Here is a 24588-nt window from a genome sequence, read left to right as displayed (position 1 = left end):
AGCTAGTTCTCATACCAAGTATTAAGTAGTTGGCGGCTGCGTGTTTGCTGTTTTTTCCACGTATCTGGCATTACAACTGTTGGCTTTAGCAATATAACGAGCTCTTTCTTTTCTTGGCGTTTACTAATACTTTTAAATAAATTACCAAATAAGGGGATATCACCTAATACCGGTGTTTTAGACTCTTCATCGGTGGTTATCGTTTGCATTAAGCCACCAATCACAACAATTTCACCGCTTTGCGCACGAATTACCGTGTCTGATTCCCTAATGTTGCTTTGTGCTAACGGTAAAATAAACTCATCATTATTAAGGGTAATGACCTTTTGTTGCTCTTCAGTTTGAGTGACGGAGGGGTGAACATGTAAGATCACTGAGCCGTATTTGTCTATTTGTGGGGTTACATCGAGGGCAATCCCTGAAAAGAAAGGAGTTAGGTCAATTTCTGGGGTTGTTGTGGTGGCATTCCCTGTTACAGTGGTACTTGAAACATTCGTAACAAAATACTCATCTTGACCTACTTTAATGACCGCTTTTTGGTTATTAGTCGCAGTCACTCGGGGGTTTGAAAGCATCTGTACATCGCCCTGAGTTTCTAATAAGCTAATCACCCCAGTAAAGTCTGCGTTATTAATAACTAAGTTTGATACACCACCTAGAGCGGCCGTAATACTATTACTAATTTGCCCTGCTGCAGTGGTCGCGAACGACAGACTTGTACTGCCAATTGAACCCGCAATTTCGTTCCAATTAACACCTTGCTGGTATTCATCTTTAAGCGTGACTTCGACTATTTTGGCTTCTAAAATCACTTGTCGCTGTAAGTTTTCTTGGGTTTGCCGCAAAAAGTCCTTTAGCTGCATTATTTCACTCGGTAATGCATTAACCGTTACTAAGCTGGCTTGTGGGCTGGCGATAACATAGCGCCCATCACCGGTGCCAATCAAGGATTTTAAAGCCAGCTCTAGATCTTTCCAAAAGTCATTACTGTTAGTGGTTTGAATACGCGAACCGTTAAGTTCAATATTTTGATTATTACCAAACTCACTATCTTGTTGATTATTATTGTTATAGTTATTCGAACTATTGCTTTGATTAGAATTATTATTATCAGCCATTTGGCTCACACCACCAGCAACAACACTTACCGTAGACTGACCACTACGTTTCATCATTAAATAGTTAACAGGTATTGTTTCAGTGCGCATTTTTGCAGGTAGCACCTGTACAACTCGTCCTTCGTGAACAATATCAAGCGGGTACATACGTTTAATTACATTTATTACCTCATCAAAGGTAACATTTTTTAATGTGAGACTAATGGTGCCAGCTACCTCTGGGTGTATAGCAACGCTATATGGCGTATCGTCAGTTAAACCAGCAAAGAAAGCGCGCACTTCTACTTCATTTGCAGCCACTTCAAAACGCTTAACTGCCAACTCTGTATTAAGGCTTTGCTCGCTATCAAATGACGATAATAAGCTTTGCGTAACTTCATCGGGCACTGTCAACGGAGCTACTGTAGTTTGCTGCTCAGGCTGAGCTGTGAGCTCTTGCTCAATATGGGGCTTTATTTCTTTACCTGGAGCAAAACTATGGCAACCACCAAGGTAGATAGGTAACAGCAATAAAATAGTCAGCTGACTAGGTAATTTAATTTTTAATTTCATAATCATATAAATCTAATTTTATTTGCTTATTGTCATTCGCTAACACAACTTGCTTAGAGCTTATGGTTAGCACTTTATAGTCATTTATTTGATCGCCTACGGTATAAATCTGTCCTGAAATAATCGCTTTATAGCGGCCTGACCTTTTAATTATTGATTGCAGCTTGAGGCTACTTTGCTGATTTTTAACTACGCTAGTAGCGAGCAAATTTTGTGGCTTAGTTGGATCGGCCAACTGCTGCGCAACCACGTCTGCTGAGCAAACAAATAACCCAAGCACACTAAAGAGCAATAAATTTTTCATTCGCGCTCACCGTTGCTATATGTATGATTAATTGCGCCCGAGGGTAATCCTCTACTTGATAGTCAAAACGCTGGATTAAGAGTTTTTCTTTACTTTGTTTTAGCGATGCTAAATATTGTTGCAAGTTAAAATACTGTCCCTGTAATGTGAGCACCATTTGATGTTCAAAAAACAGTGTTTTAGCTTCGTTTGCACCAACCTTAGTAACATCGACAGCTTTAGGCTCTAACACTTTAAAACTAACAACCTTAACCTCGGTACTTTCTTTTAATAGCTGCTGCAACATATTAGGAACCCGTTCAGCGCTGACAAAGCCTTTGCTAAATTGGCTCAATTTTTCATCAGCAATAGTCAATTCACTCTTTGCCCGTTCTATTTGAGAGCGTAATTCTTTTGTGTAATCATTACTTAGAGCTTGCTCTAACATCGCTAATTGTGTTCTATTTTGAGTTATTTTTTGTTGTGCTTGAGTGTTAGCTTGGTGCTGTTTATTTGCTTGAATTTGCGTCGGCTCGACAATAAATAGATAGCCTAAATATAAAATAATAAATAACCCAGCAAATAAAATAGCCAATTTTTCTCTTATTTGCAGTGCAGCAAAACGCGCTTGATACTTCACCCAAATAGGCCAACTACGAGAGGATTTTTCAGTTTTCATGGCTGTCCTCCTTAGCTGCAACCTCTGTAGCTACATTAAATTCACTTAAGCCGTTTTTATCTTCAAACTCTAAAACCGAAAACTCTTTACCTGCAAAGTATCTTGATTGTTTTAAACTACTCAACCAAATAGGTAACTGAGCCGATTGACTTGCTTGCCCTTTTAAAGTCACTGTTTGCTCAGAAAACGTTACTTGGGTTAACCAAATACTTGCCACATGGTAACGCGCTAAATCAAGCATCACTTGGCTATAGTCCATACTCGATAAAGTTTGTGCAGCCTCCAAGTAACCAAACACTTGTTGTTTGTGGGCAATTTCTTGTTCCATCTTTTTTAACTGCTTAACAAACTGATCTTTATTTTGTTTCTCATCTAATTTAGCTTTCACAGCTTGTAACTGGGTGCTCATTTCATTTAATGTTAATTCAGTTTGTTGCGCCTCTATTTGGTTAAAGTGAACTGATAACGCAAACCCACCCCAACTTATGGCAATAACAAATAACGCTATGCCCCACAGCGCTAATAAACTTTGCAATGGCATTAAGTCACGACGAGGACGTAGTGATTTTTGGTAAAAATTAATTCTATTCTTCATTGCGCGGCTCTTTACTTTCAGCCATAGATATAGCTGCAGCTAGGGCATAGAAGTACTGACTATCTAAACCCTCTGATAAGGCAAGGTTAGGTTGAAAATCAACAACCTTAACTTGTAATAGCTCTGCAAGCTCAGCTCTGAGTGTTAAAGAAGATAAATCGTCGCATTGCAGCTGAATACTGCGTATAGGGGGCTGCTTAAGCTGACTTTCAAAAAAATCCATCGACCGTTGTACCTCTAAACCTAAAGCGTCAATGAACGCACTATTTTGATCTTTTTCTGTAATGCCTACAAAGCCATTTAGCCGCCTTGCCAATACAAGCTTACCGTCACAAATAATCAATATTCTCGGCTCATGTTCAACATGCTGCACCACCAACATATGCGCATCTTTATCTTTACCAAATAAAGTGAGTAATACCATTTCTTCTGACGTCATTGAGCGTAAAATTGCGTTGGTATCTGCAAAGCTATTAATGAACGGCTGAATCTGTGTTTTATCAGTAATAAACACATTCATTTTATTCGCTTGCATTGGTAATGAGATGGGATAATCAATAAAGTCTGCGATGATATTCTCTGGCGCAACGTTGACAAGGTCTTTCGTAGTCCATGGTAACGACTGCACAATTTCGTCATCTGTCAGGTTAGGTTTTTCCATTTGCACAATTTGATAATAGTGGTGAGGTATCACTAAATTAATCGCACAACACAGCTTACTAACTTCATTTGTACAAGTTACAATTGCTTTTGTATAATCCCGAGGTTCTGTCACTACAACACTGTGGGTTTTATCGATTTGCCAGTGCCCCTGCAAGCGTTTTAAGCTTACAGCATTCACTGTTTTTGCATATGTAGCTATCCCTATTACACAATTCGAATCTAACCCTTGTTGCAACCAAGGAAATAATGAAAAAATCTTCTTTTTCATATAGCTACTTATGTTGGCTATTGATTTTTTAAGTATCGTATATTTTTACTAGCCCGCAAGTTTTCACATAAGAAAAAAGGAACTTGAATGCATAACTCTTTCACTATTGATGAAAATAGCCCGATACAACAAATAGATAGTACCAAGTTAAAAAAAAGAAATATTTCATTATGCATTAAACGTGATGATCTGCTACACCCGCTCATTAGCGGTAATAAATGGCGAAAACTCAAGTACAACTTAATTGAGATGCAAGCACAAAATAAACAGGAGTTAGTAACGTTTGGTGGCGCTTTTTCAAATCATATCCATGCCTGTGCTGCCGCAGGAAAGCATTTTAACTTAACAACCCATGGCATTATTCGCGGCCCTGAACTTGATCAGCAAAACCCGACCTTACAATTCGCCAAACAATGCGGTATGCAACTGCACCCAGTTACCCGCTTAGAGTATCGTGAGCGACACAATGCTGATTATTTAGCGCAATTACAAACTCGCTTTCCTAATGCCTACCTATTGCCAGAAGGCGGTACAAACACAGCCGCTCTACTTGGTTGTAAAGAGCTTGCGCAGTCATTACCCGTCGCCGACTATGTTATCTGTCCAACGGGGAGCGGAGGCACACTGGCAGGGTTAATTGAAGGCTGCGATAACAGCACACAGGTTTTAGGAGTCGCGGTATTAAAGCAAGCTGAGTATTTAATCGATGAAATAAAATCGCTCAGCCCGGTAGCAGCACAACAGCAAAACTGGCAATTACTCACCCAGTTTCATGGCGGTGGCTATGGCAAGTTTAGCCCTGAACTTTGGCAATTTTGCCTGCAGATGCAAAGCCAACATCAACTCCCGCTCGAGCCGATTTACTCAGGAAAAATGATGCACGCTTTATGGCAGTTAATCGCTCAGGATTATTTTCCTAAAGGCAGTAACATCATTGCCATTCATACCGGTGGCCTGCAAGGATTAAACGGGCTGCGTTATCGTGGCTTAATAACTTGAGTTCATGCACTTAATGAGCTAAAAATCAATTTACCGTGACATTAGTAAACTCTTGCAAAGGTTCGGTAAAGTAAAACCCTTGTGCGCCAAGCACGCCCTGCTTTTTAAGCATATTGAGTTCTTGCTGGGTTTCCACGCCAACACCGTATACGGGTAAGTTCACTCGCTCTGCACTGGCTACAATTTGGCGCACCACTTTTTGCTGCGTTACATTTTTATCAATGTCGTGGATTAAATCATAGCTAAGCTTGAGTCCTTTGATCCCTTTGTAAGGCGCTAATAAAGCGATTTTATCGTGCGATGAAACATTATCAATTGATACTGAGCTCCCCACTGATTTAATTGTACTAAAAGCAAAATTCAATCGCTGTTGATGTTGATAAAAATCCACCTCCGATATCTCAAACTGTAGTTTATCAGCACCTTTTACATTTTTCATCCTCTGCCCAAACCAGCGCCAATAGTCATCAGAAAACCAATTAAATGCGTGTAAGTTAATACTCACGGTTAACGCACTTGTTTCACTTTCTAATAACTTAACAACTTGATCCAATACTGTTTTATCCAATAAAACAATCGCTGAATCATTTTTTAGTTGAGGAATAAATTGCTTAGCAGAAAGCATCCCTAAAGACTTATGACGAACCCGGATCAAAGCTTCATGCTGTAAAATATCACCACTGGCGAACTCAAATAACGGCTGAAAAAACAACATAAATTTCTTTTTGCCAATGTAATCAGTTAAGTTCTCATCGCTATTTGCCAGCACCGTTGAACGCGTATGGTTAAACGGTACCCGATGAGTATGCTGCCATGGGCTTTGTTTTGCTAATGCGAGTGCTGATTTAGTTAGCTGATAAACCACAGTTTGATCGGCACCATCGCGGTAATTACATACGCCTATTTTAATTTCTTTGCGAGATAAATCACCGCGATAAAGCAAAGAAGCCTGATAAATAATTTGATGCAAGCGCTTAGTGTAAGCATCGATATCAGGTTGAGGTATATTCTCCAAGGTAATTGCCAGCCCACCTGAAGATAACAACTTAACTGATACCCGAGATAACTCTTTAAAGCCTTTGCTCACAATAAGTTTAAAGTGGCTTTCTAAATCAACGTTATCTGGAAATGGCTGTGTCCAATAAAGTAAAGCAAAAAGGTGGTTATGATTATTTTGGATACCGTACATTGCGGTAATTGCAACATCGTCTGCGGAACTTAATTTTCGCTTGGCTGTCAGTACTTTTGTACTATTAATAGCAATATCATTTAGTGCTAATTTAACCACATCTTTAGGCGCTTGTTGGCTGCTTGATACTTTACCACCAGTTAATAATGCGATTGAATCTACGCCATCGCGCTGTTTAAATAGCAGACGCCACCAGCGATAACTCCAAATAGCAGCGCCAATCATCACTAGGTTTAATAAAATAAATAGCGGACTTTCAACAACCCAAAAAGGCAAATGATAAAGCTTTAAACTAACCGTTTTATATTTAAAGATATCACTCTTTTGGGCCATAAAAGCAGAATAATGAAACGAATCACTGCCTGATTCAAGCATAAAACCATGACTTTCAGCAAGTGCGGCAATGATCTCTTTATCTGCAATTGGTTGCAATTTTAAGTTGTAGATCTGTTTAGCTAATTGGCTCCCAGTGATGTGTACTTTTTGATGCAATATTTCCCCTAGAAAAAGATTAAATACCGTTAGTAAAAGCATAAAAGCAATTACATAAAAACTGAACATCCGCACTTGAGCATTTTTAAATTGAGTCACCATGGCTGTTACGCTGTTTGTACTAATAGCTAAAGTGTTGTTCAAGATCCTTATAAACACAAGGCTGAGAGCGATGTTTAAATGTTAACGAACATTATAATGAATAAAACCATCGCATTTTTAGCTACCTAAGTCGGAATAAATATTTATAATTTTTAGCGCATCACAATTGCTTCCTAAAAATAACAAAACACTTATGATGTTTCACTTGTTTGTAATTTTTATCTATTTAGTCAACAGTTATCTAAGACAGCAAATATGGTAATGACTTCGAAAGGTTTATTATAATCACTCAGAAGCCATCAATTTTATTGATATTCGTTTAACTCCCCTATATTAAACGTATAAGCTACGGGCTCATCATCAACCGGAAACTCTTAAAACGAGATTTACTAAATAAATACAAGTGATTATCTAACATAAAAGCCACTATACAGACAGACCTCAAATAAAGACGAGTGCCATATTATGTTTAGTCTTCAGTTAGCAGCGTAATTATTTTCTCTATCGTAAGGTCCTTTTTCTCGCCTCTTGCGAATTTATCATAAGGGTCAACCTCAATATCAACAGGCACACCGAGCACTTCAGCATTTAGCCCCTCACCATTTTTATAGTATTCATTACTAAGTTCATAGGCCCAACCATTAGGTAACATACGAGGGAAGGTATCTGATGTGGCCCCTGCAGTGGGTTCTCCAACCAAAGTAACCTTAGGAAGCGTTGACATAGCAAGCGCAAAACTCTCGCCTGCACTGAAAGTACCATTTGACGTTAGTAAGTAGATATCATTTTGATAGTATGGTCTGCTATCAGGTTCCGCATAAACAGTAACTAGTTCATGAAGGCTACCAGCATAAAAAGTACTAATATCCCAAACTAAGGTATTACCAGATATAAACCTTTTGATTAATTCCAAGGCTTGAATATCATAGCCGCCTTCATTATCACGAATATCAATTATCAATTTTTGCGTACCATCCAATGCAATAAAAACCTCATCGAGCAAGTTATTAAATGCTTCGTTCGCATAACTGATATCTTGGCGATCGAGGCTGTCTGTTTCAATAAAGTTTACAAAGTGAGGAAGTGATAGATATCCAACTTGAATACCTTCAACATCAATGATCCCCCAGTTTGGGCTAAATGAGTTCAGTGTATTACGTGCAATAAACGCTGGCTGGGTTGCTTTATTTAGGTACTGCGTAATATTTTCTCTAACAAGTACAGTTTGCTCGATAATATAATTCTCAGCAGGTTCGCCTTTTAGCTCTAAATCCTGCGCTTCTTGTTCCAGTCGTTTTGCAAGTGTTAGCTTAGCTTCAAAGCTGATTGGCTCTTCGTCTAAGTTATAATACAAGCGAGTATGACCATCACTCAAAATTTCTAGTATTTCACTAATTATATTAATGAGTTGCTCTTCATCATTTTCATTTAATTTCGGGGCGTACATTTCATAGATATGCTCCCAATCAATGTTACGCTCCTTAAAAAAGGCGTAGTGATTTTGCATATCTAGCCAAAACAACTGAAAAATAACTTCGGCATCAAATTCATAGCTGTTACCGGCGATTGTATCTAGTATGCCGTCAGTGCAAACATCTTCAATGTTTTGTATAGATCTATATGAAGCAGGACCACTATCATACGGTCGTTCATAAATAAGTTGGTCTTTATACTTTTGGCTAAAAGAATCAAAAAGTGGCAAGGGGTCTAAAGTAATTATTGGATAACAGAAAGCTCCTGTTACCTGCCAAGTAACAACGGAATCACCGCTGATCTGTTTTATTTCACCATAAATATCCGAATACCAAAGCTCATTTCGCTGCTCTTTGATAATGTCACTTTGATCACTATCAGAGTTACATCCAAGTAAGCTGATACAAAATATGGTGACGACTAATTTAGCAATACATTTGATCATTACAACTTCCTATAAATTGAAATAAGAAGTTATTCTAATATTCAAAGCACTCTCGGTTTGTCACTTTAATGTCGGAGTTTCGTAATGCCTATTCGACAAAACAACTAGACAAATCAATAGTCAAACAAGCGCCACCAAACTGGCTTTTACTTATTTTTACATTCGCATCATGGCTAGACAAAATTTCTTTTACGATTGCAAGCCCTAGACCCACACCATGGCGCTTACCTGTCCTACTTTCATCAACGGTATAAAAGGGTTGAAAAACTAACTCTCGTTTGCCCTTGGCAATTCCTATTCCATCATCCTCAACTGTCAACAGCAAACGTCTACCTTGCCTAAGTAGTGACACATGAATCTGCTCTACAGCGTACTTATCCGCGTTAACAACTAAATTATGTATAACTCTTTTGATACCAGCGTTATCTACTCGCGCAAATATAGATTGTTGGACATCCAAAATAATAGGATGGTTACAGTACTTTTCTATAGACTTCGCATAGTTTTGAAGTGAATTGCTCAAATTAATTTCAGTAAAATTCAAAGATGAAGAAAACTGCTCTACTTTACTATATTCTAATATTTCATGGACTAAAGTATCCAGTTCGTCACATTCCTCAAATAACTCGTAAATAAGCTTTTCATTATTTGAGGACTTATCTAACAGCTCAAGCTTCAGTTGCAATCGAAAAATAGGGGTTTTTAGTTCGTGAGAAATTGCTCTTATCATATGCCCTTGCTGAGCAAACAAGCGCTCCAACTTCTCTGCCATGTGGTTGAAAGTTTCATTTACACGTCCAATAGCGAAAAGTCCAGTATCAGCACGCCCCGATAATTGGCCCTTTGCAATTAGTTTGCTTGCAAGCTCTAATCTAAAAAGTCTGTATTGCAGCCAAAGTGTATGCAATAAAAAAAGAAATAATATTAAACCCAAAGGCAGCCCATATTGAATAAAAAACAGAATGGTCTCGACATTATCTTTCACTCTAAATGCTGAAAATTGAATTAACTCATTCCCCTGTATTTTTGCTGTAACAGCTTGCAAATTCCCATCATGAACATTTTCTACAAGTATAGTTTGCGTCTGTTCTGAAGCTGGGGTACTAATAGTTTTAACAGTTAGGTTGCTTTGCTCCGAGATTCGCTTTAGCAAAGCAAGCCATTGTTCATTGCTCAGTGCTGGGCGAGCTGCATCTAAAGCATAAATGTAGGCTCTATAGTCTAATTCCACATCTTGCTTCAATTCAGTAGAAAAATAATCCGTAGCAAGTGAAGTTAAAAGGGGATTAATCGTTAAAAATATCAAAATGAAAATTAAGCTCTTTACCCAAAAGCGTATTAACAACATTCGGTTTCCTTGCTATTGACAATAATGTACCCCTTCCCCCTAACTGTAATGAGGTGGCGATAAGGTATACTATCCCCAATGACTTTGCGTATTTTCATTATTTTATTGTCAATTGTGCGATCTAATCCATCAAATTCCCTGCCATATAATTGCCGAGAAATATCATCGCGACTAATTATAGAATCTACATGTGAAGCTAAAAAATAGAAGAGATCAAATTCACTATCCGACATCTCAAGTTTGATATCGGATTGGCTTACAACTCTGGTGAGCAAATTAAATTTAAACGGCCCAACATTGAGTATATGATCCAATTTTCTTTTACTCTCAACTCCTTGAGCTAATCTGAGCAACTTGCGAAATCTAGCCAATATAATTCGAGGATTAACCGGCTTTTGAATAAAGTCATCAGCCCCCATTTCCAGTAAGGTGATCTCATCGATGTCGTCATTACTAGCCGTTAAGATAATCACTTTACCAAAATACTTATTCTGTAAAGCACGACACACCTCAAAGCCATCCACTTCGGGAAGCATCAAATCTAGTAGGACAAAATCAGGTTGATGTAACAGCACATACTCTAAGCCACTAGAACCGCTATATATCGTGTTAACCAAAAAGCCATGCTTTTCAAAAAAACTCTTAAGCAATGCTGCAAGTTCTAGATTGTCTTCAATAATAGTCAATGACTTAGAAATAAATGTATTCCTTTACTTAATGCCTACGATGGTATTCATCTTTTGTTTTAGACACAATTTTACGCTTTCTTTAATATTGCCTTGAGATTCATCATGAGGCAAATTTTGATTTAATATTCTAAAAGCACAATTTAGTCTGCAAACTATTATTAAACTATCAGTTATATTATTAAATTAAATGATTTTCAGGTTAAGCTGGAGATTTAAAAAATGTTTAATCCCCCTGCTTATTCTTGTTTGCGTAATAACAAAAAAAACCTTTAAACTTAATATTTAAAGAGGCTTTCATTAATAATTACCACATTATTTCATAAGTACTAATAAAATTATAAATACTTATGAAATTGAAAAAGCCACTAAACAGTGGCTTCAAAGGATTTTTTAAACATTTTTACTTTTGTCTTTGGTTAGAACGGGATATCGTCATCAAAATCGATAGGTGGTTCCATTGGATTTGATGCGCCGCCTTGCGGAGCACTTTGTGGCTTAGGTGCAAAACCACCTTGCGCTTGTCCACCACCTTGTGGAGCATAGCCGCCGCCACCTTGGTATTGATTACTTTGCTGTGGTGCTGCAGCTGGTTGCTGACGAGCTGCTGGCGCTTGTTGTGGCGCTGGTGCATACCCGCCGCTTTGCTGTGCTGCACTTTGCTGCTGAGCATACCCACCACCTTGTTGTGGTGCGCTTTGCTGCGGTGCGCTCTGTTGTTGGCCGTAACCACCTTGAGATTGACCACCGTGGCTTTGCTGTTGGCCACCTTGGTAACCGCCACTTTGTTGGTCGCCACCACGGGCACCTAACATTTGCATTTGACCAGTGAAACCATCCACTACGATTTCAGTGGTGAATTTCTCTTGGCCTTGTTGGTCAGTCCATTTACGGGTTTGAAGTTTGCCTTCAACGTAAATTTGTGAACCTTTACGGCAATATTCACCAACAATTTCAGCTAACTTGCCAAAAAACACAACACGGTGCCATTCTGTTTTATCAACCATTTGACCGGTGTTTTTGTCTTTATAGCTATCTGACGTAGCTAGAGTAATATTCGCTACACCATTGCCGTTAGGCATATAACGCACTTCTGGATCTTGACCTAAATTACCAACCAAGATTACTTTGTTCACACCGCGTGCCATGGACCTTTCTCCTATAAACGTTATATTAAACCAGCCACTTTGCGGGCTTGGTCTAGGTCAAATTCTTTATCATCAATCTTTAAATAACTGCGATTTTCATCACAGACTACTGTTGCTTCAATTACGCCTGGTAAAGCAACTAAACGAGAAGCAAGGGTTTGCGCTTGCTGCTCGTTACTTAATTCTGTCATTAAGCTTATCATTTTACTGCGTGGCGGGACTTGCATATTCCACGCAAGGATAAGCCATATTACCCCAACAACTGCGGCTGCGGCAAACACTGCTTGCGGTGTTGTTGATTGCGCAACGTAACCGCCTAAAATACCACCTAAAAATGCACCAAAAAATTGTCCTGACGAAAACACTCCCATCGCCGAGCCTTTTTGGCTAGCAGGTGCTAAGCGCGATACTAATGCCGGCATCGTCGCTTCTAAAAAGTTAAAGGCAACAAAATACGCCAGCATACACATCGCCATGCCGATGATTGAGTCAACACCAATTGCCATTGCCAACATACTTAGAGCGAGCACTGCGATAGAGCCAACAAATGCCTGTTTCTCTTTTTCTTTGCGGATCGCAATGATCATCACTGGCGCCATTAATAAAAATGCCAGTAATAAAACGGGAATATATACTTGCCAATGCGCTTGTGCTGCTAAACCTTTGGCAATTAACTGCCCTGGTAAGGCGACAAAAATCGTCGTCAAGGTCAAATGTAATAGCATCACCCCTAAATCTAAACGTGCTAATTGCGGGTGCTTAATGAGTTTTTTAATATCGCTAACGCTTGCTAAGGTATCGCCTTTGGGGGCTTTGCTAACCGCTTTGGGGACCAAAAACAACACAATAAAAATACCCGCAACAGCCAAAATAGCAGTTAACCAGAACACTCCAGCAAGACCCCACGCTGCGGCAATCATTGGACCAAGTAACATAGCAATAGCAAAGCTCATGCCTATGCTCATACCAATCACGGCCATCACTTTTGGTCGTTGCTCATCGCGGCTCAAATCAGAAGCAAAAGCTAATAACGAGCTGGCAATTGCGCCCATCCCTTGTAATGCTCGCCCTAACGTGACCATTTGCATTGAATCAGCCGTGGCAGCAATCACCGAACCGATGGCAAAAACAGTTAAACCGCCAACAATGACTTTTTTACGGCCAATTTTATCCGATAACCAGCCCATGGGAATTTGTAACACAGCTTGTGTTAAACCATAGGCGCCAATCGCAAAACCAATCCATATAGGTGAAAATCCTGATAATTCTTGCCCATAAATAGCCAATACTGGCATCAACATAAATAGGCCAAGCATACGAAATGCAAACACACTCGCTAAGGAAACTGCGGCGCGTTTTTCTCGTGAATTGAGTGAAGAAGCTGTCATGATTCGCGTGTTCTTGCTGTCTATTAAAATTTGAGCAGGGATTCTACCACAAGCTTACAGAGAAATAATCGTCCCAATGCGATGATTTTTCATTGATCAAGGATTAATCTTCGCACGTATTATGAGATACTCAGTAAATCAATTTGGTAATGAAACGAGATAGCATGGAAAACATTGAAGTCCGAGGCGCCCGCACGCACAATTTAAAAGACATCAGCCTAACCATTCCCCGTGATAAATTAATTGTTATCACCGGTCTATCTGGTTCGGGTAAATCGTCTTTAGCATTTGATACCTTATATGCAGAAGGGCAGCGTCGGTATGTAGAATCTTTATCGGCCTATGCCAGACAATTTTTATCTTTAATGGAAAAACCGGATGTTGATCATATTGAAGGGTTGTCGCCGGCAATTTCAATTGAACAAAAATCAACGTCACATAATCCCCGCTCCACCGTTGGCACCATTACCGAAATATATGATTACCTGCGCTTAATGTTTGCCCGTGTCGGTGAACCGCGTTGCCCTACTCACGATTTGCCACTCGCTGCACAAACTGTTAGCCAAATGGTCGACACTGTGCTGGCGTTCCCAGAGGGCAGCAAGCTGATGTTGCTAGCCCCTGTTGTGAAAGAGCGCAAAGGTGAGCACGTTAAGTTGTTAGAGCAACTAGCCAGCCAAGGTTATATTCGCGCCCGTATTGACGGGGAAGTATGCGACCTTTCTGATCCACCGACTTTAGAACTACATAAAAAACACACTATTGAAGTCGTGGTCGATCGTTTTAAAGTGAAAGATGGCTTACAACAGCGTTTAGCCGAATCGTTTGAAACCGCGTTAGAGCTGTCAGCCGGTGTAGCAACTATTGCATCGATGGATGACGCAAACGCCGAAGAGCTGCTGCTCTCCGCCAATTTCGCTTGCCCAACGTGTGGCTACGCCATGACCGAACTTGAACCTCGGTTATTCTCATTTAATAATCCGGCAGGCGCATGCCAAAGTTGTGATGGTTTAGGAGTTCGTCAGTATTTCGACCCAAATCGAGTGATTCAAAACCCAGAGCTTAGTTTATCTGGCGGTGCCATAAAAGGCTGGGATAAACGCAGTTTTTACTATTTCCAGATGCTACAAGCCGTTGCTGAGCACTATAAATTTGATTTAGAAATGCCATTTCAGGAACTATCTAAAGATGCTAAAAAAATCATTTTAGAAGGTTCTGGCGATACAAAAATTGCTTTTAACTACCGCAACGACCGTGGCGACCTGATCACTCGTAACCATGAGTTTGAAGGCGTGTTAAATAACATGAACCGCCGCTATCGTGAGACAGAATCAAATTCCGTGCGCGAAGAGCTGGCTAAATATCAAACCAGCCAAGCTTGCCCAAGTTGTAAAGGGTCGCGCCTACGCCAAGAAGCGCGCAGTGTATTTATCGGTCAGACTAACTTACCTGCTATCACCAGTATGAGTATTGGTGAAGCGATGAGCTTTTTTGAGCAACTAAGCTTAACGGGCCAAAAAGGCCAGATAGCTGAGAAAATCTTAAAAGAAATTCGCGACCGTTTATCGTTTTTGATCAACGTAGGGCTAAATTATCTCTCTTTAGAGCGCAGTGCTGATACTTTATCTGGCGGTGAGGCTCAACGTATTCGCTTAGCCAGCCAAATTGGCGCAGGCTTAGTAGGCGTAATGTATGTACTTGATGAACCATCGATTGGTTTGCATCAACGTGATAATGACCGTTTACTACAAACGCTGATCCATCTACGCGACTTAGGTAATACCGTGATTGTGGTAGAGCACGACGAAGATGCCATACGTGCCGCCGATCATATTATTGATATAGGCCCTGGAGCTGGCGTGCATGGCGGTTATATCATTGCCCAAGGTACTCGTGATGACATTTTAGCTAGCGAAGAGTCAGTAACAGGGCAATTTTTATCTGGCCGACGCAAAATTGAAGTTCCCAAAGAGCGTCATAAAATCAACGATAAGTGGTTAGAGCTGTTTGGCGCTAGCGGTAATAACTTAAAAAATGTCGATTTAAAAATACCTTTTGGTTTAATGACCTGTATTACTGGCGTATCAGGCTCTGGTAAGTCAACGCTTATCAACGATACCTTATTCAAACTTGCTCATACCGAACTAAACGGAGCGACCACCGCCGAAGCCGCACCGTACAAATCAATTAGTGGCCTTGAGCATTTTGATAAAGTCATCGATATTGACCAAAGCCCGATTGGCCGTACCCCACGCTCAAACCCAGCCACATATACCGGTATTTTTACTGGTATTCGTGAACTGTTTGTGGGCACGCAAGAATCTCGCTCTCGTGGTTACAAAGTCGGTCGCTTTAGCTTTAATGTAAAAGGTGGCCGCTGTGAAGCTTGCCAAGGCGATGGCGTGATCAAAGTCGAAATGCACTTTTTACCTGATGTATATGTGCCATGTGATGTCTGTAAAGGGCAACGTTATAACCGTGAAACGTTAGAAGTGCAGTATAAAGGCAAAAACATCCATCAAGTATTAGAAATGACGGTGGAAGACGCACACGACTATTTTGATAAAATACCCGCCATTGCGCGTAAACTAAAAACCTTAATGGATGTGGGCCTGTCTTATATTCGCTTAGGCCAAGCCGCGACAACGCTCTCTGGTGGTGAAGCGCAACGGGTTAAACTAGCCCGCGAGTTATCTAAACGTGACACAGGTAAAACCTTATACATTTTAGATGAACCAACCACAGGCTTGCACTTTGCTGATATTGAACAATTATTAGTAGTACTGCATCGCCTGCGTGACCACGGTAATACGATTGTGGTTATTGAGCATAATCTTGATGTAATAAAAACAGCCGATTGGATCATTGATCTAGGTCCCGAAGGTGGTGCTGGCGGCGGTGAGATCCTCATTGCAGGCACGCCGGATGAAGTAGCCGAATGTGAGCGTTCACATACTGGCCACTATTTAAAACCCCTATTATCAAAATAGGGTTTTCGCTTTATGTACTAAGGTTGGCCGGTGTTAAGATACATAAAAATTGCCAGATGGCGTGCAAACAAACAGCTGAGGCAACAACAGCAAAATTTGCAACCTCATAAACTGCGCTTTTATGAGCAAGGTAAAGCTATTTGGTTTAATCTTAACACCGCGCAAAAGCTCTACTTATTGGCGTTAATCTGCCTAATCATCTTTCAAAGTGGTTGGCTATGCGCCAGTATCACTATCGTAGCGCTTACTATTGAGTTTTGGCCAAAGTTCAATAAGCTCTGGCATTCACTTGCTGGCAAAGCACTTATACTTATTTTCTATGCCAGTATCGCCAACTTTGTACTGGCCAATGCCAGTGGCATTGTGAATAATGTAACTCATGTTTCAGCAACACATTTTAATTACACCCACAATTTTGCCACGCTACTTTATTTACCACCCTGGGCGTTGGGCATCTCTCTATCGACATTACTATTATTACAATTGATATTGCCGTTCTATATTTTTATGCTCTTAATCATCAAACCGTTTGGTTCACAGCGGGTAAAGTTTATTAGCCAAAGCTATTCACCTTTACTTACAGCTTCTATACGGTTTTTTTTATCAACGATTGTAATAATCAATCTAATGTCTTTTGTTGATGACAAAGATACCGGTGCCGTTTTTGATGACATAGTAAGCAACTTCGTCAGCAGCAAGCAGCTCTCAAGTCGAGCACTAACAAAGCAACAAGAAGTTGAAGTTGTAGAAGAGCTCAGCCAAAAAATACATGGGCAACTACCAAGTGAAAATATTACCCAAACACCTTCCACACTGCCAGTAACTCCGACGGAAGAAGATGAAAGCACTCAATCCGTACGATTATTCTTTAACACCAAAGGTTACTTTGAACGCAGCAAACGGTTAATTGCTATGTTTGCTTACACCTACGAAGCAGACCAATACTCCCGTTGCAAAAAATCTGACGACAGTAAATCGATTGAGATTAACGACTACGAAATTGTTGAAATTGCACCAGATAACAGCAAACCTTACGGTTACAGCTTTACGGTAAAAGCATGCCAATCGCCGGGCATTAAAGCGCCATAGCGGGCTACGGGCTACGGGCTACGGGCTACGGAAAATACTAAAGTCAGTTAATTAAAGTCAAACCTGTTTTTTAATTTGGCAATTACTTTGAGTTAATAGGTGGAAGCTGAGCTTTATATAATAAGCATGTTTATATCCCGCGAGCTAAATAGCTTGTTATCTGATGCTTTTAAGTTCAATCCCTGCAATACGAGTTATCAATTCATCGAGAAAGGACAAATCCACTATTTCGCCGTTACTAAATAGTCGGTAATCCGACTCCAAACCTGCCAACAATTCTCTTGCCTCAGCAACACCTTTAAAAAACTCGCTACTGCGTAAAATACACACCAAGAGATCATCTTGCAGCGCAATGCGCTGCTTTATTTCATGTAGACCTTGTCCTAAATAAGACTTGAGCGTCTTTAAATCAGAAGAAGATATACGTCCATTTTCGAACTTTAACGTAATTTTGAAGTATTCCATGAACTTAATCTCATAACGATTGCACTTAACACTTGAATTTAAATAAGATTAAAGCTGCTGCTTCGAGCCTAAATTTGTATATAACAGCAACAAAAAAGCCAGATATTCCGTTGTAGTTGGAACCATCTGGCTTTATATGATTAGTTATTAGCAAGCGTTACGGACGTGGAATAAATCCTAACGCGTTGTAAACAGACTTTAAGGTTATCTCTGCACGTGCGCTGGCTTTTTCAGCACCGGTTTTCATGATGTTGTTGAGCAATGCTTGATCTTCACGGATCTCTTTAAAGCGCGCTTGGATTGGCTCGATCATGCTCACTACTGCGTCAGCGGTGTCTTTTTTCAGATGGCCATACATTTTATCTTCGTATTCAGGCACTAACTCTTCAATTGAGCGCTTAGTTGCAACAGACATAAGTGTTAGTAAGTTTGATACGCCTGGTTTTTCAGTGCGATCAAAATAAATACGCGCTTGCTCGTCTGAATCGGTTACTGCTTTTTTAAGCTTTTTCTCGATCTTTTTTGGTTCGTCTAACATCATGATAAAACCATTTGGGTTTTCATCTGATTTAGACATTTTTTTCAGTGGATCTTGCAGGCTCATTACGCGCGCACCAAACTCTGGAATGTAAGGTTCTGGGATCGTGAAAACTTCACCATATAAGTTATTAAAGCGCGTTGCGATATCGCGTGTTAGTTCAAGGTGCTGCTTTTGATCATCACCTACTGGTACTTGCGCCGCTTGATAAAGTAAAATATCAGCTGCTTGTAATACCGGATAAGCAAACAAACCAACGTTTACGTTGCTGGTGTTCTTTGCTGACTTATCTTTAAACTGGGTCATGCGGTTAAGCTCCCCCATTTGCGCATAACAGTTTAGTACCCAACCTAGCTGTGCATGTTCAGGCACTTGCGACTGCACAAATAAAGCAGCTTTATCTGGATCAATACCACATGCAACATACAAAGCTATACCATCTAATACACGGGTTTTTAAAAGCTCTGGATCTTGGCGTAACGTAATCGCGTGCAAATCAGCTAACATAAAGTGACTATCATACTCTTCCTGTAGCTTTACCCACTGGTTAATAGCGCCAACATAGTTGCCTATTGTCATTCCACCGGTTGGCTGCATGCCACTTAACACTACTGGTTTACTCATGATGTTCCTTTATATTACAAAAATAAAAAATGCTAAAATTAAAAAATCGCTTAACGCTGGGTAAGAACAGGTATTATATCTAAGAAATTCTCACAGAGGTACTGTGGATTCAAATCAGCAAGATTTTCACCTTGGTTATAACCATAATTAACGGCAAGTACGTCTATATGTGCCGCTTGCGCCGCTAAGATATCACTTTTTGAGTCACCAATCATAATTGCTTGACTCACTGGTACATTTAATTGCTGACAAGCAAATAAAAGAGGCTCTGGTGAAGGCTTTTTGGCCATGTCATCACCACACACTATCACCTCAAAATGACTTCTCAAAGCGAGCTTATCAAGTAGCTTTTCAGTAAAGCAGCGGGCTTTGTTAGTGATCAACGCTTTTGGTATACCACGTAACGCCGCAAGGCCTGTTTCTACGTGTTGATAAAGCACACTGTATTCACCTACTTGTTGCTCATAATGATCATAAAAAAGCGCAATTGCTTTATCTGCTAATGCTGGATCTAGGTGTTCACTGACTTTCATGTCGCCACTGAGGCCTCGCTTAACCAGCATTTCAATGCCGTTACCAACCCAGCTTTGTACCAACCCCTGACTTACAATTGGAAAAGCTAAATCAGATAAAGTCAGATTCATCGCTATATATAAATCATAAACACTATCAACTAAAGTACCATCAAGATCAAATAAAGCGGCTTCATACTTCATTATTTTACACCCTCTAACTGGGCACGCATTTGCTCAATTACTTGTTGGTAATCTGGCTGATTAAAAATAGCAGAGCCGGCAACAAACATGTCAGCACCGGCTTGAGCCGCCGCCGCAATATTATCGACTTTAATACCACCATCTACTTCTAAACGAATAGCACGACCTGAATCATCAATTATTTTCCGTGCTTGGCGTAGTTTTTCCAAAGTATGAGGAATAAAACTTTGACCGCCAAAACCTGGATTAACCGACATTAATAAAATCACATCAAGCTTATCAATCACATGTTCTAAATAGCTTAAACTCGTCGCAGGGTTAAAGACTAAACCAGCTTGGCAACCATGATCTTTGATCAGCTGCAAAGTGCGATCAATATGTTCACTCGCTTCAGGATGAAAAGTAATGATTGAAGCACCAGCATCAGCAAATTGCGGTATTAAACTATCGACCGGTTTAACCATTAAATGCACATCAATAGGCGCAGTAATACCATAATCACGTAGCGCTTTGCACACCATAGGCCCAATTGTTAAGTTTGGCACATAGTGATTATCCATCACATCAAAATGAACTACATCTGCACCAGAAGCTAAAACACGCTCAACATCTTCGCCCAAACGGGCAAAATCAGCAGATAAAATAGACGGGGCGATAAGGTACTTTTGTAGTGTTTCTAACATAAACAATCCTTAGTGATATTAAAAATGCGCAAAATAGCAGGGCCATTAATTGCCATAATGTAACCTAAATCAAGCTATTCCCCAAGAATCCCAGTTAATTAAAGCTTTAACTCTATTTGAAGTTTTGCAACGGTTATATTTTAAACAGCAAAATATAAACATTATTTTTACCTTAACCTTCTAATTTTATTAATTTTTTATATTTGTTAAGGATAAATTAAGTTTGTTATTTGAGCATTTTTTATGTATGCTCTAGTGAGTAACACTATTATGGACTTAGTAAAATGCGTGCTTTTAAAATCGGGATCTTAACTGCGGCTGCTATAACTATCGGTACACTAAGCTATTTTTCAAAAAGTGATAATACACTTATCGCAGCTAACGATTGCGAATGTAGCTCAGGCCATTTAAAAATTAATAATGCAGTGCAATGTATGAAGGTCGAACAAGAATCAAGTTGGATGTCATGGATCACTGGTGATAGTCGCAGTGCACAATTTCATTATTTAGATTTACTTGAATTATTAACCAGCTCAGACGAACCACAAAAAGCACGTTCACTTAGTCCTAGGTTCTAGTAAAATGCGGCAACTGATCAGCGCTATACAAAGTGTTGTTGCGGCATTTTTTGGCGTGCAATCTGAACACAAGCGTCACGCTGACTTTAAACAACACTCGCCTACCAGTATTATTATCATCGCTATTATTTTATTTATATCTTTTGTAACCGCTATCTATGGCGTGGTGACTTGGGTGCTAAGTACATAGCCATCAACTCATTAACTTTATTGCGCGAACCACCTTTTGGGCTAATCGTCCGCTTAACTTGAATTTCAGCTAACGTTGCTTGGCTATATATTTTACGTGTCCATACAGTGTCATGATTCGAGATCAATACCGGTGTTTTGTTTTCAAATGCCGCTTGCTCAGCTAAATTAGCTAGATTCGCCTGATCATCTAAATTAAAGCCACCCTTAGCATAAGAGGTAAACGACGCCGTTTTACTCAAAGGCACATAAGGTGGATCGCAATAGATCACGGCGTTATCGGGTACTAATTTAAATACATCGTCATAACCTAAACAAGTAAACGTGGCTTGTTGCGCTTTTTCGGCAAAAAAGTACATTTCTTTTTCAGGAAAATACGGACGTTTATACTTACCGAACGGAACATTAAAAATTCCTTTCAGGTTATAGCGGCATAAACCGTTGTAGCCGTGGCGATTCATATATAAAAATAAAATCGCTCGCTCGTAAATGTCATTACTTTGATTAAACTGTACGCGATAATCATAATATGCGTCAGGCTGGTTGTTTAAATCAACAAACAGCTTTTTAGCATCGCTGATGAATTCATCTGGAGAATTTTTTAATTCGTTATACAAGTTAATGAGATCAGCATTAATATCATTAAGAATATAATCTTTAAAATCTGTGTTTAAAAATACCGAGCCAGCACCTACAAACGGTTCAACTAAGGTATCAGCGTGTTTGCTCGCTTCATTTAAGCGCGCGCTAATATCTTCAACTAAGCTGTATTTTCCGCCAGCCCATTTAAGGAAGGCTCTGGTCTTTTTCTGCATCGGCTCTTTACTTCAAACTGGTGTGCCGCGATTTTACACTAAACAGTGTAAATTTACTGATCTAGTAACGCGATTTCTTGTTTTATTTTACTGATTTTTTTATAAAACGGCTGATTTTTACGCACCGCTTCAGGTAGGCTTGCTAGCGCTTCGCGAGCCGTATTTAAGTTATCAAAGCTGCCATAGGTTACCACCCACCACATTTTATCGTTGCGGCGTGTTTGATAGACTTTACCAAGTACTTGCAGCGACTGTTTAGCAACAAACTGCTCGGCGATTGTTTGCTGAGTTACCGCTAGTAACTGGATCACGACCTTACTATCCGGCTGTTGTAGATACCAAGCATTATCTGCTGGCATAATTTGCTGCGCTTGAGGAACAAGCTCTACCACAGTGGGTTCTTCAGCCAAGCTAGTCGTGATATCAACAGGCTCTGCAACTGGCGCTAAACTATCTAGTATTGCCGCAACATTATTTTCCTGAGTAGGATTATCAATAAGCGGCTTGTCTTGCTCTGGTTGGGCTTGTTGAGCAGCTGATTGAGCATCTGCAGCTTCTACTTGTGAGGAATCTATTGTCACCGCAGGTTCTGTTACAGCTTGCTTTAAAGTATCGACTGCGATTGCCGTCGCCACTGGAGTTTCTGGTTGTGGCTGATAAAAATCCTGCCACCAACGGGTCATATCAGATTTATATAAAAAACCAATGATGAGTAACATAATAATCACTAGCAGCGTTATTAAATGTACTCGCCAAGATACTTTATCAGTGACTACAACCTTAGCTGTGTGCTGTGTTGGTTGCCACGCTAACAATAAACTCGGATTACCGTGTGCTTCGCGCAAAAAGGTTTGAAATACCGGGTCTTCATCATAAGGTAAATCATTAAAATAGCACTTCATCAACTGTTTACTTTCTGCTATAGAAAGTGCTTCGAGATGAATTTCAACAGCGCTTTTAAATTGCCCCACTGATTGCGATGCCAGTAAGACATATAAAGTAGTAGGACTATGCTTGGCAAGCGTTGTTAACTCTTCGACCATTTCTTCAGATAAATGCCGTCCACCATCTAACACCCATAAACATGGACCACAGTTTTGCTGTTTAGCTAGTTGGTAAAAATTTTCTGACAGGCTTAGGTTTTGATCAATTAACGGCGAGCGGAAGCTTTGTTCCAGTAACTCACTCATCAATTGCATATCACTCATACGCGCACTAAGCTGCACAAATGACTTATTAAAATCACTGTATTTATCAGTAATGAAGGTTTCGAGAAGATAACTTTTACCAAGTCCAGAAGGACCCAGTAAGACAATTAAATTTTGCCCATATTCAAACTGTAGGGCAATCCGATCAACCAAAGCCGCACGGCTAGGTAAGATTTGCGATTGCATTAGCGCCCTATTAAATTTCGGACCTGTTGATCTGATACATCATCAACCAACGCGCATTGACCAAACGCAGTAGGAAGAATAAAACGGATCGTGCCTTTTTTATTCTTTTTATCTTTACGCATATGATGAAGGAAATGTTCAGCAGTCATCACATCAGGGATCTCACTAGGCAAATTATATTGTGCTATTAAGGTAACGATCCTTGCAACTTCTTGTGCACTTAAATCACCACGAGTATGAGCTAGCTGTGCAGCTAATACCATGCCAGTGGCAACAGCTTCACCATGTAGCCATTGGCCGTATCCCATTTGCGCTTCGATAGCATGTGCAAAGGTATGGCCTAAATTAAGTAACGCTCGTAGTCCTGCTTCTTTTTCATCCTGAGCGACAATCAGTGCTTTAATTTCACAACAACGAAAAATCACATGCTGAATGGTTTCTTCATCCAAAGCCTGTAATTGCGCGGTGTTGTTTTCTAGAAAAGTAAATAATTCTGTATCGTAAATTAAGCCATATTTAATAACTTCAGCCATACCGGCTGCAAATTCACGAGCAGGAAGTGTATGCAATGATTGAGTATCAATAAACACGGCTTGCGGCTGATAAAAAGCCCCAATCATGTTTTTACCCAAAGGATGGTTAACCGCCGTTTTACCGCCAACTGATGAATCAACTTGCGATAATAAGGTAGTGGGTACTTGAATAAACGGTACCCCGCGTTGATAGCAGGCCGCAACAAAACCAGTCAGATCACCGACCACACCACCACCAAGGGCGATTAAGCAAGTATCTCTGCCGCAATTGTTTTCAAGCAAAAATGCCGAGATTTTCTCAAACCATTCCAGTGATTTATATTGCTCACCATCAGGAATAATAAAACTTAGCGGATTTAAATCAGCTAATAACGCCATTGCATCGCTTAAGTACAAAGGTGCAATGGTGTCATTAGTGATAATGATAGGTCGACAATCACCAATATGATGATGCAGCCTGTCAGTCTGTTGAAGAGCAGATTGACCAATATAAATAGGATAACTTCGCTCGTCTAAATTAACTGTTAATTCAAGCATCGCTAGTAT

At 40.0% G+C, this 24588-nt stretch carries 23 protein-coding genes; 5 read left to right on the top strand and 18 right to left on the bottom strand.

Annotation, left to right across the window (positions count from 1 at the left end; genetic code table 11):
• Positions 1-2: 2 nt before the first annotated feature.
• The 5 genes from mshL to H5154_RS05935 are packed head-to-tail and all read right to left on the bottom strand — an operon-like array spanning position 3 to position 4158.
• On the bottom strand, positions 3-1670 hold the full coding sequence (mshL, locus tag H5154_RS05955) for a pilus (MSHA type) biogenesis protein MshL (RefSeq protein WP_182717713.1): 1668 nt from the start codon (positions 1668-1670) through the stop codon (positions 3-5).
• Complete coding sequence (locus H5154_RS05950; protein ID WP_182717712.1) at positions 1654-1974, bottom strand: agglutinin biogenesis protein MshK; 321 nt, start codon at positions 1972-1974, stop codon at positions 1654-1656. The genes mshL and H5154_RS05950 overlap by 17 nt, the downstream gene beginning before the upstream one ends.
• Positions 1952-2632 (bottom strand): type II secretion system protein GspM, encoded by a 681-nt coding sequence (gene gspM, locus H5154_RS05945; RefSeq protein WP_182717711.1) that lies wholly within the window; start codon positions 2630-2632, stop codon positions 1952-1954. The genes H5154_RS05950 and gspM overlap by 23 nt, the downstream gene beginning before the upstream one ends.
• Positions 2622-3227, bottom strand: coding sequence for a PilN domain-containing protein (locus H5154_RS05940; protein ID WP_182717710.1), 606 nt, complete (start codon positions 3225-3227; stop codon positions 2622-2624). Before H5154_RS05940 ends, gspM begins: the two co-directional genes overlap by 11 nt.
• Complete coding sequence (locus H5154_RS05935; protein WP_182717709.1) at positions 3217-4158, bottom strand: MSHA biogenesis protein MshI; 942 nt, start codon at positions 4156-4158, stop codon at positions 3217-3219. The genes H5154_RS05940 and H5154_RS05935 overlap by 11 nt, the downstream gene beginning before the upstream one ends.
• A gap of 87 nt (positions 4159-4245) precedes the next feature.
• Between H5154_RS05935 and H5154_RS05930 the strand changes: the two genes are divergently transcribed.
• Positions 4246-5157 (top strand): 1-aminocyclopropane-1-carboxylate deaminase/D-cysteine desulfhydrase, encoded by a 912-nt coding sequence (locus tag H5154_RS05930; RefSeq protein ID WP_182717708.1) that lies wholly within the window; start codon positions 4246-4248, stop codon positions 5155-5157.
• 25 nt (positions 5158-5182) lie between these two features.
• Here H5154_RS05930 and H5154_RS05925 read toward each other — a convergent pair whose 3' ends face one another.
• From H5154_RS05925 to H5154_RS05900, 6 genes are all read right to left on the bottom strand, one after another.
• Positions 5183-6838, bottom strand: coding sequence for an EAL domain-containing protein (locus tag H5154_RS05925; RefSeq protein ID WP_220493369.1), 1656 nt, complete (start codon positions 6836-6838; stop codon positions 5183-5185).
• Between the two features lie 571 nt (positions 6839-7409).
• Entirely contained in the window at positions 7410-8858 is a 1449-nt protein-coding gene (locus H5154_RS05920) for a S41 family peptidase (protein WP_182717706.1), read from the bottom strand.
• An 88-nt stretch (positions 8859-8946) separates the two neighbouring features.
• Positions 8947-10206, bottom strand: a complete 1260-nt coding sequence (locus tag H5154_RS05915; RefSeq protein WP_182717705.1) for an ATP-binding protein — start codon at positions 10204-10206, stop codon at positions 8947-8949.
• The gene (locus H5154_RS05910; RefSeq protein ID WP_182717704.1) at positions 10197-10892 is read right to left on the bottom strand and encodes a response regulator transcription factor; all 696 of its coding nucleotides are present in this window, start codon (positions 10890-10892) and stop codon (positions 10197-10199) included. Before H5154_RS05910 ends, H5154_RS05915 begins: the two co-directional genes overlap by 10 nt.
• Positions 10893-11311: 419 nt before the next feature.
• Positions 11312-12040 carry a single-stranded DNA-binding protein gene (gene ssb, locus H5154_RS05905; protein ID WP_149982642.1) on the bottom strand — a complete coding sequence of 243 codons (729 nt, stop codon included), beginning with the start codon at positions 12038-12040 and terminating at the stop codon, positions 11312-11314.
• 20 nt (positions 12041-12060) lie between these two features.
• Entirely contained in the window at positions 12061-13428 is a 1368-nt protein-coding gene (locus tag H5154_RS05900; protein ID WP_182717703.1) for an MFS transporter, read from the bottom strand.
• A gap of 164 nt (positions 13429-13592) precedes the next feature.
• On the opposite strand from H5154_RS05900, the gene uvrA reads away from it, so the two are divergent.
• Both uvrA and H5154_RS05890 read left to right on the top strand, forming a co-directional pair.
• Entirely contained in the window at positions 13593-16418 is a 2826-nt protein-coding gene (gene uvrA / locus H5154_RS05895) for an excinuclease ABC subunit UvrA (protein WP_149982641.1), read from the top strand.
• Positions 16419-16448: 30 nt separating this feature from the next.
• Positions 16449-17507 (top strand): hypothetical protein, encoded by a 1059-nt coding sequence (locus H5154_RS05890; RefSeq protein ID WP_182717702.1) that lies wholly within the window; start codon positions 16449-16451, stop codon positions 17505-17507.
• Positions 17508-17663: 156 nt separating this feature from the next.
• On the opposite strand, the gene H5154_RS05885 is transcribed toward H5154_RS05890, so the two are convergent.
• The 4 genes from H5154_RS05885 to rpe all read right to left on the bottom strand — a co-directional run bounded on the left by H5154_RS05885 (position 17664) and on the right by rpe (position 20533).
• Positions 17664-17972 carry a hypothetical protein gene (locus H5154_RS05885; protein ID WP_145238560.1) on the bottom strand — a complete coding sequence of 103 codons (309 nt, stop codon included), beginning with the start codon at positions 17970-17972 and terminating at the stop codon, positions 17664-17666.
• Between the two features lie 157 nt (positions 17973-18129).
• Complete coding sequence (trpS, locus tag H5154_RS05880) at positions 18130-19134, bottom strand: tryptophan--tRNA ligase (RefSeq protein ID WP_145238557.1); 1005 nt, start codon at positions 19132-19134, stop codon at positions 18130-18132.
• A gap of 50 nt (positions 19135-19184) precedes the next feature.
• Positions 19185-19850, bottom strand: coding sequence for an HAD-IA family hydrolase (locus H5154_RS05875; protein ID WP_182717701.1), 666 nt, complete (start codon positions 19848-19850; stop codon positions 19185-19187).
• The gene (gene rpe, locus H5154_RS05870) at positions 19850-20533 is read right to left on the bottom strand and encodes a ribulose-phosphate 3-epimerase (RefSeq protein WP_182717700.1); all 684 of its coding nucleotides are present in this window, start codon (positions 20531-20533) and stop codon (positions 19850-19852) included. The genes H5154_RS05875 and rpe overlap by 1 nt, the downstream gene beginning before the upstream one ends.
• Positions 20534-20817: 284 nt before the next feature.
• On the opposite strand from rpe, the gene H5154_RS05865 reads away from it, so the two are divergent.
• Both H5154_RS05865 and H5154_RS05860 read left to right on the top strand, forming a co-directional pair.
• Entirely contained in the window at positions 20818-21111 is a 294-nt protein-coding gene (locus H5154_RS05865) for a hypothetical protein (protein WP_145238548.1), read from the top strand.
• A gap of 4 nt (positions 21112-21115) precedes the next feature.
• On the top strand, positions 21116-21301 hold the full coding sequence (locus H5154_RS05860) for a DUF2970 domain-containing protein (RefSeq protein ID WP_182717699.1): 186 nt from the start codon (positions 21116-21118) through the stop codon (positions 21299-21301).
• Here the strand turns inward: H5154_RS05860 and H5154_RS05855 are convergent.
• From H5154_RS05855 to aroB, 3 genes are read right to left on the bottom strand one after another with little or no spacing between them, the layout of a single operon-like run.
• Positions 21264-22115 (bottom strand): Dam family site-specific DNA-(adenine-N6)-methyltransferase, encoded by an 852-nt coding sequence (locus H5154_RS05855; RefSeq protein WP_149982636.1) that lies wholly within the window; start codon positions 22113-22115, stop codon positions 21264-21266. The two genes, H5154_RS05860 and H5154_RS05855, sit on opposite strands and share 38 nt — an antisense overlap.
• A gap of 53 nt (positions 22116-22168) precedes the next feature.
• Positions 22169-23509 carry an AAA family ATPase gene (locus H5154_RS05850; RefSeq protein WP_182717698.1) on the bottom strand — a complete coding sequence of 447 codons (1341 nt, stop codon included), beginning with the start codon at positions 23507-23509 and terminating at the stop codon, positions 22169-22171.
• Positions 23509-24579: a 3-dehydroquinate synthase gene (gene aroB, locus H5154_RS05845; protein ID WP_149982634.1), complete on the bottom strand. Its 1071-nt coding sequence runs from the start codon at positions 24577-24579 to the stop codon at positions 23509-23511. The genes H5154_RS05850 and aroB overlap by 1 nt, the downstream gene beginning before the upstream one ends.
• Positions 24580-24588 lie beyond the last annotated feature (9 nt).

Origin of the sequence: Pseudoalteromonas sp. SR44-5 (assembly GCF_014163675.1) — a bacterium.
Lineage (GTDB): Bacteria > Pseudomonadota > Gammaproteobacteria > Enterobacterales > Alteromonadaceae > Pseudoalteromonas > Pseudoalteromonas rhizosphaerae.
The sequence above is the reverse complement of the archived record's forward strand: the minus strand, read 5'-3'. Positions and strand labels throughout refer to the sequence as shown.

Excerpts from the sequence above, each read along its gene's own strand:
- trpS (WP_145238557.1), bottom strand. The coding sequence starts at position 19,134 with ATGAGTAAACCAGTAGTGTTAAGTGGCATGCAGCCAACCGGTGGAATG.
- aroB (WP_149982634.1), bottom strand. The coding sequence starts at position 24,579 with ATGCTTGAATTAACAGTTAATTTAGACGAGCGAAGTTATCCTATTTAT.
- H5154_RS05865 (WP_145238548.1), top strand. The coding sequence starts at position 20,818 with ATGCGTGCTTTTAAAATCGGGATCTTAACTGCGGCTGCTATAACTATC.
- ssb (WP_149982642.1), bottom strand. The coding sequence starts at position 12,040 with ATGGCACGCGGTGTGAACAAAGTAATCTTGGTTGGTAATTTAGGTCAA.
- rpe (WP_182717700.1), bottom strand. The coding sequence starts at position 20,533 with ATGTTAGAAACACTACAAAAGTACCTTATCGCCCCGTCTATTTTATCT.
- H5154_RS05875 (WP_182717701.1), bottom strand. The coding sequence starts at position 19,850 with ATGAAGTATGAAGCCGCTTTATTTGATCTTGATGGTACTTTAGTTGAT.
- uvrA (WP_149982641.1), top strand. The coding sequence starts at position 13,593 with ATGGAAAACATTGAAGTCCGAGGCGCCCGCACGCACAATTTAAAAGAC.
- H5154_RS05920 (WP_182717706.1), bottom strand. The coding sequence starts at position 8,858 with ATGATCAAATGTATTGCTAAATTAGTCGTCACCATATTTTGTATCAGC.
- H5154_RS05950 (WP_182717712.1), bottom strand. The coding sequence starts at position 1,974 with ATGAAAAATTTATTGCTCTTTAGTGTGCTTGGGTTATTTGTTTGCTCA.
- H5154_RS05930 (WP_182717708.1), top strand. The coding sequence starts at position 4,246 with ATGCATAACTCTTTCACTATTGATGAAAATAGCCCGATACAACAAATA.
- mshL (WP_182717713.1), bottom strand. The coding sequence starts at position 1,670 with ATGAAATTAAAAATTAAATTACCTAGTCAGCTGACTATTTTATTGCTG.
- H5154_RS05940 (WP_182717710.1), bottom strand. The coding sequence starts at position 3,227 with ATGAAGAATAGAATTAATTTTTACCAAAAATCACTACGTCCTCGTCGT.
- gspM (WP_182717711.1), bottom strand. The coding sequence starts at position 2,632 with ATGAAAACTGAAAAATCCTCTCGTAGTTGGCCTATTTGGGTGAAGTAT.
- H5154_RS05885 (WP_145238560.1), bottom strand. The coding sequence starts at position 17,972 with ATGGAATACTTCAAAATTACGTTAAAGTTCGAAAATGGACGTATATCT.
- H5154_RS05915 (WP_182717705.1), bottom strand. The coding sequence starts at position 10,206 with ATGTTGTTAATACGCTTTTGGGTAAAGAGCTTAATTTTCATTTTGATA.
- H5154_RS05900 (WP_182717703.1), bottom strand. The coding sequence starts at position 13,428 with ATGACAGCTTCTTCACTCAATTCACGAGAAAAACGCGCCGCAGTTTCC.
- H5154_RS05850 (WP_182717698.1), bottom strand. The coding sequence starts at position 23,509 with ATGCAATCGCAAATCTTACCTAGCCGTGCGGCTTTGGTTGATCGGATT.
- H5154_RS05855 (WP_149982636.1), bottom strand. The coding sequence starts at position 22,115 with ATGCAGAAAAAGACCAGAGCCTTCCTTAAATGGGCTGGCGGAAAATAC.
- H5154_RS05935 (WP_182717709.1), bottom strand. The coding sequence starts at position 4,158 with ATGAAAAAGAAGATTTTTTCATTATTTCCTTGGTTGCAACAAGGGTTA.
- H5154_RS05860 (WP_182717699.1), top strand. The coding sequence starts at position 21,116 with ATGCGGCAACTGATCAGCGCTATACAAAGTGTTGTTGCGGCATTTTTT.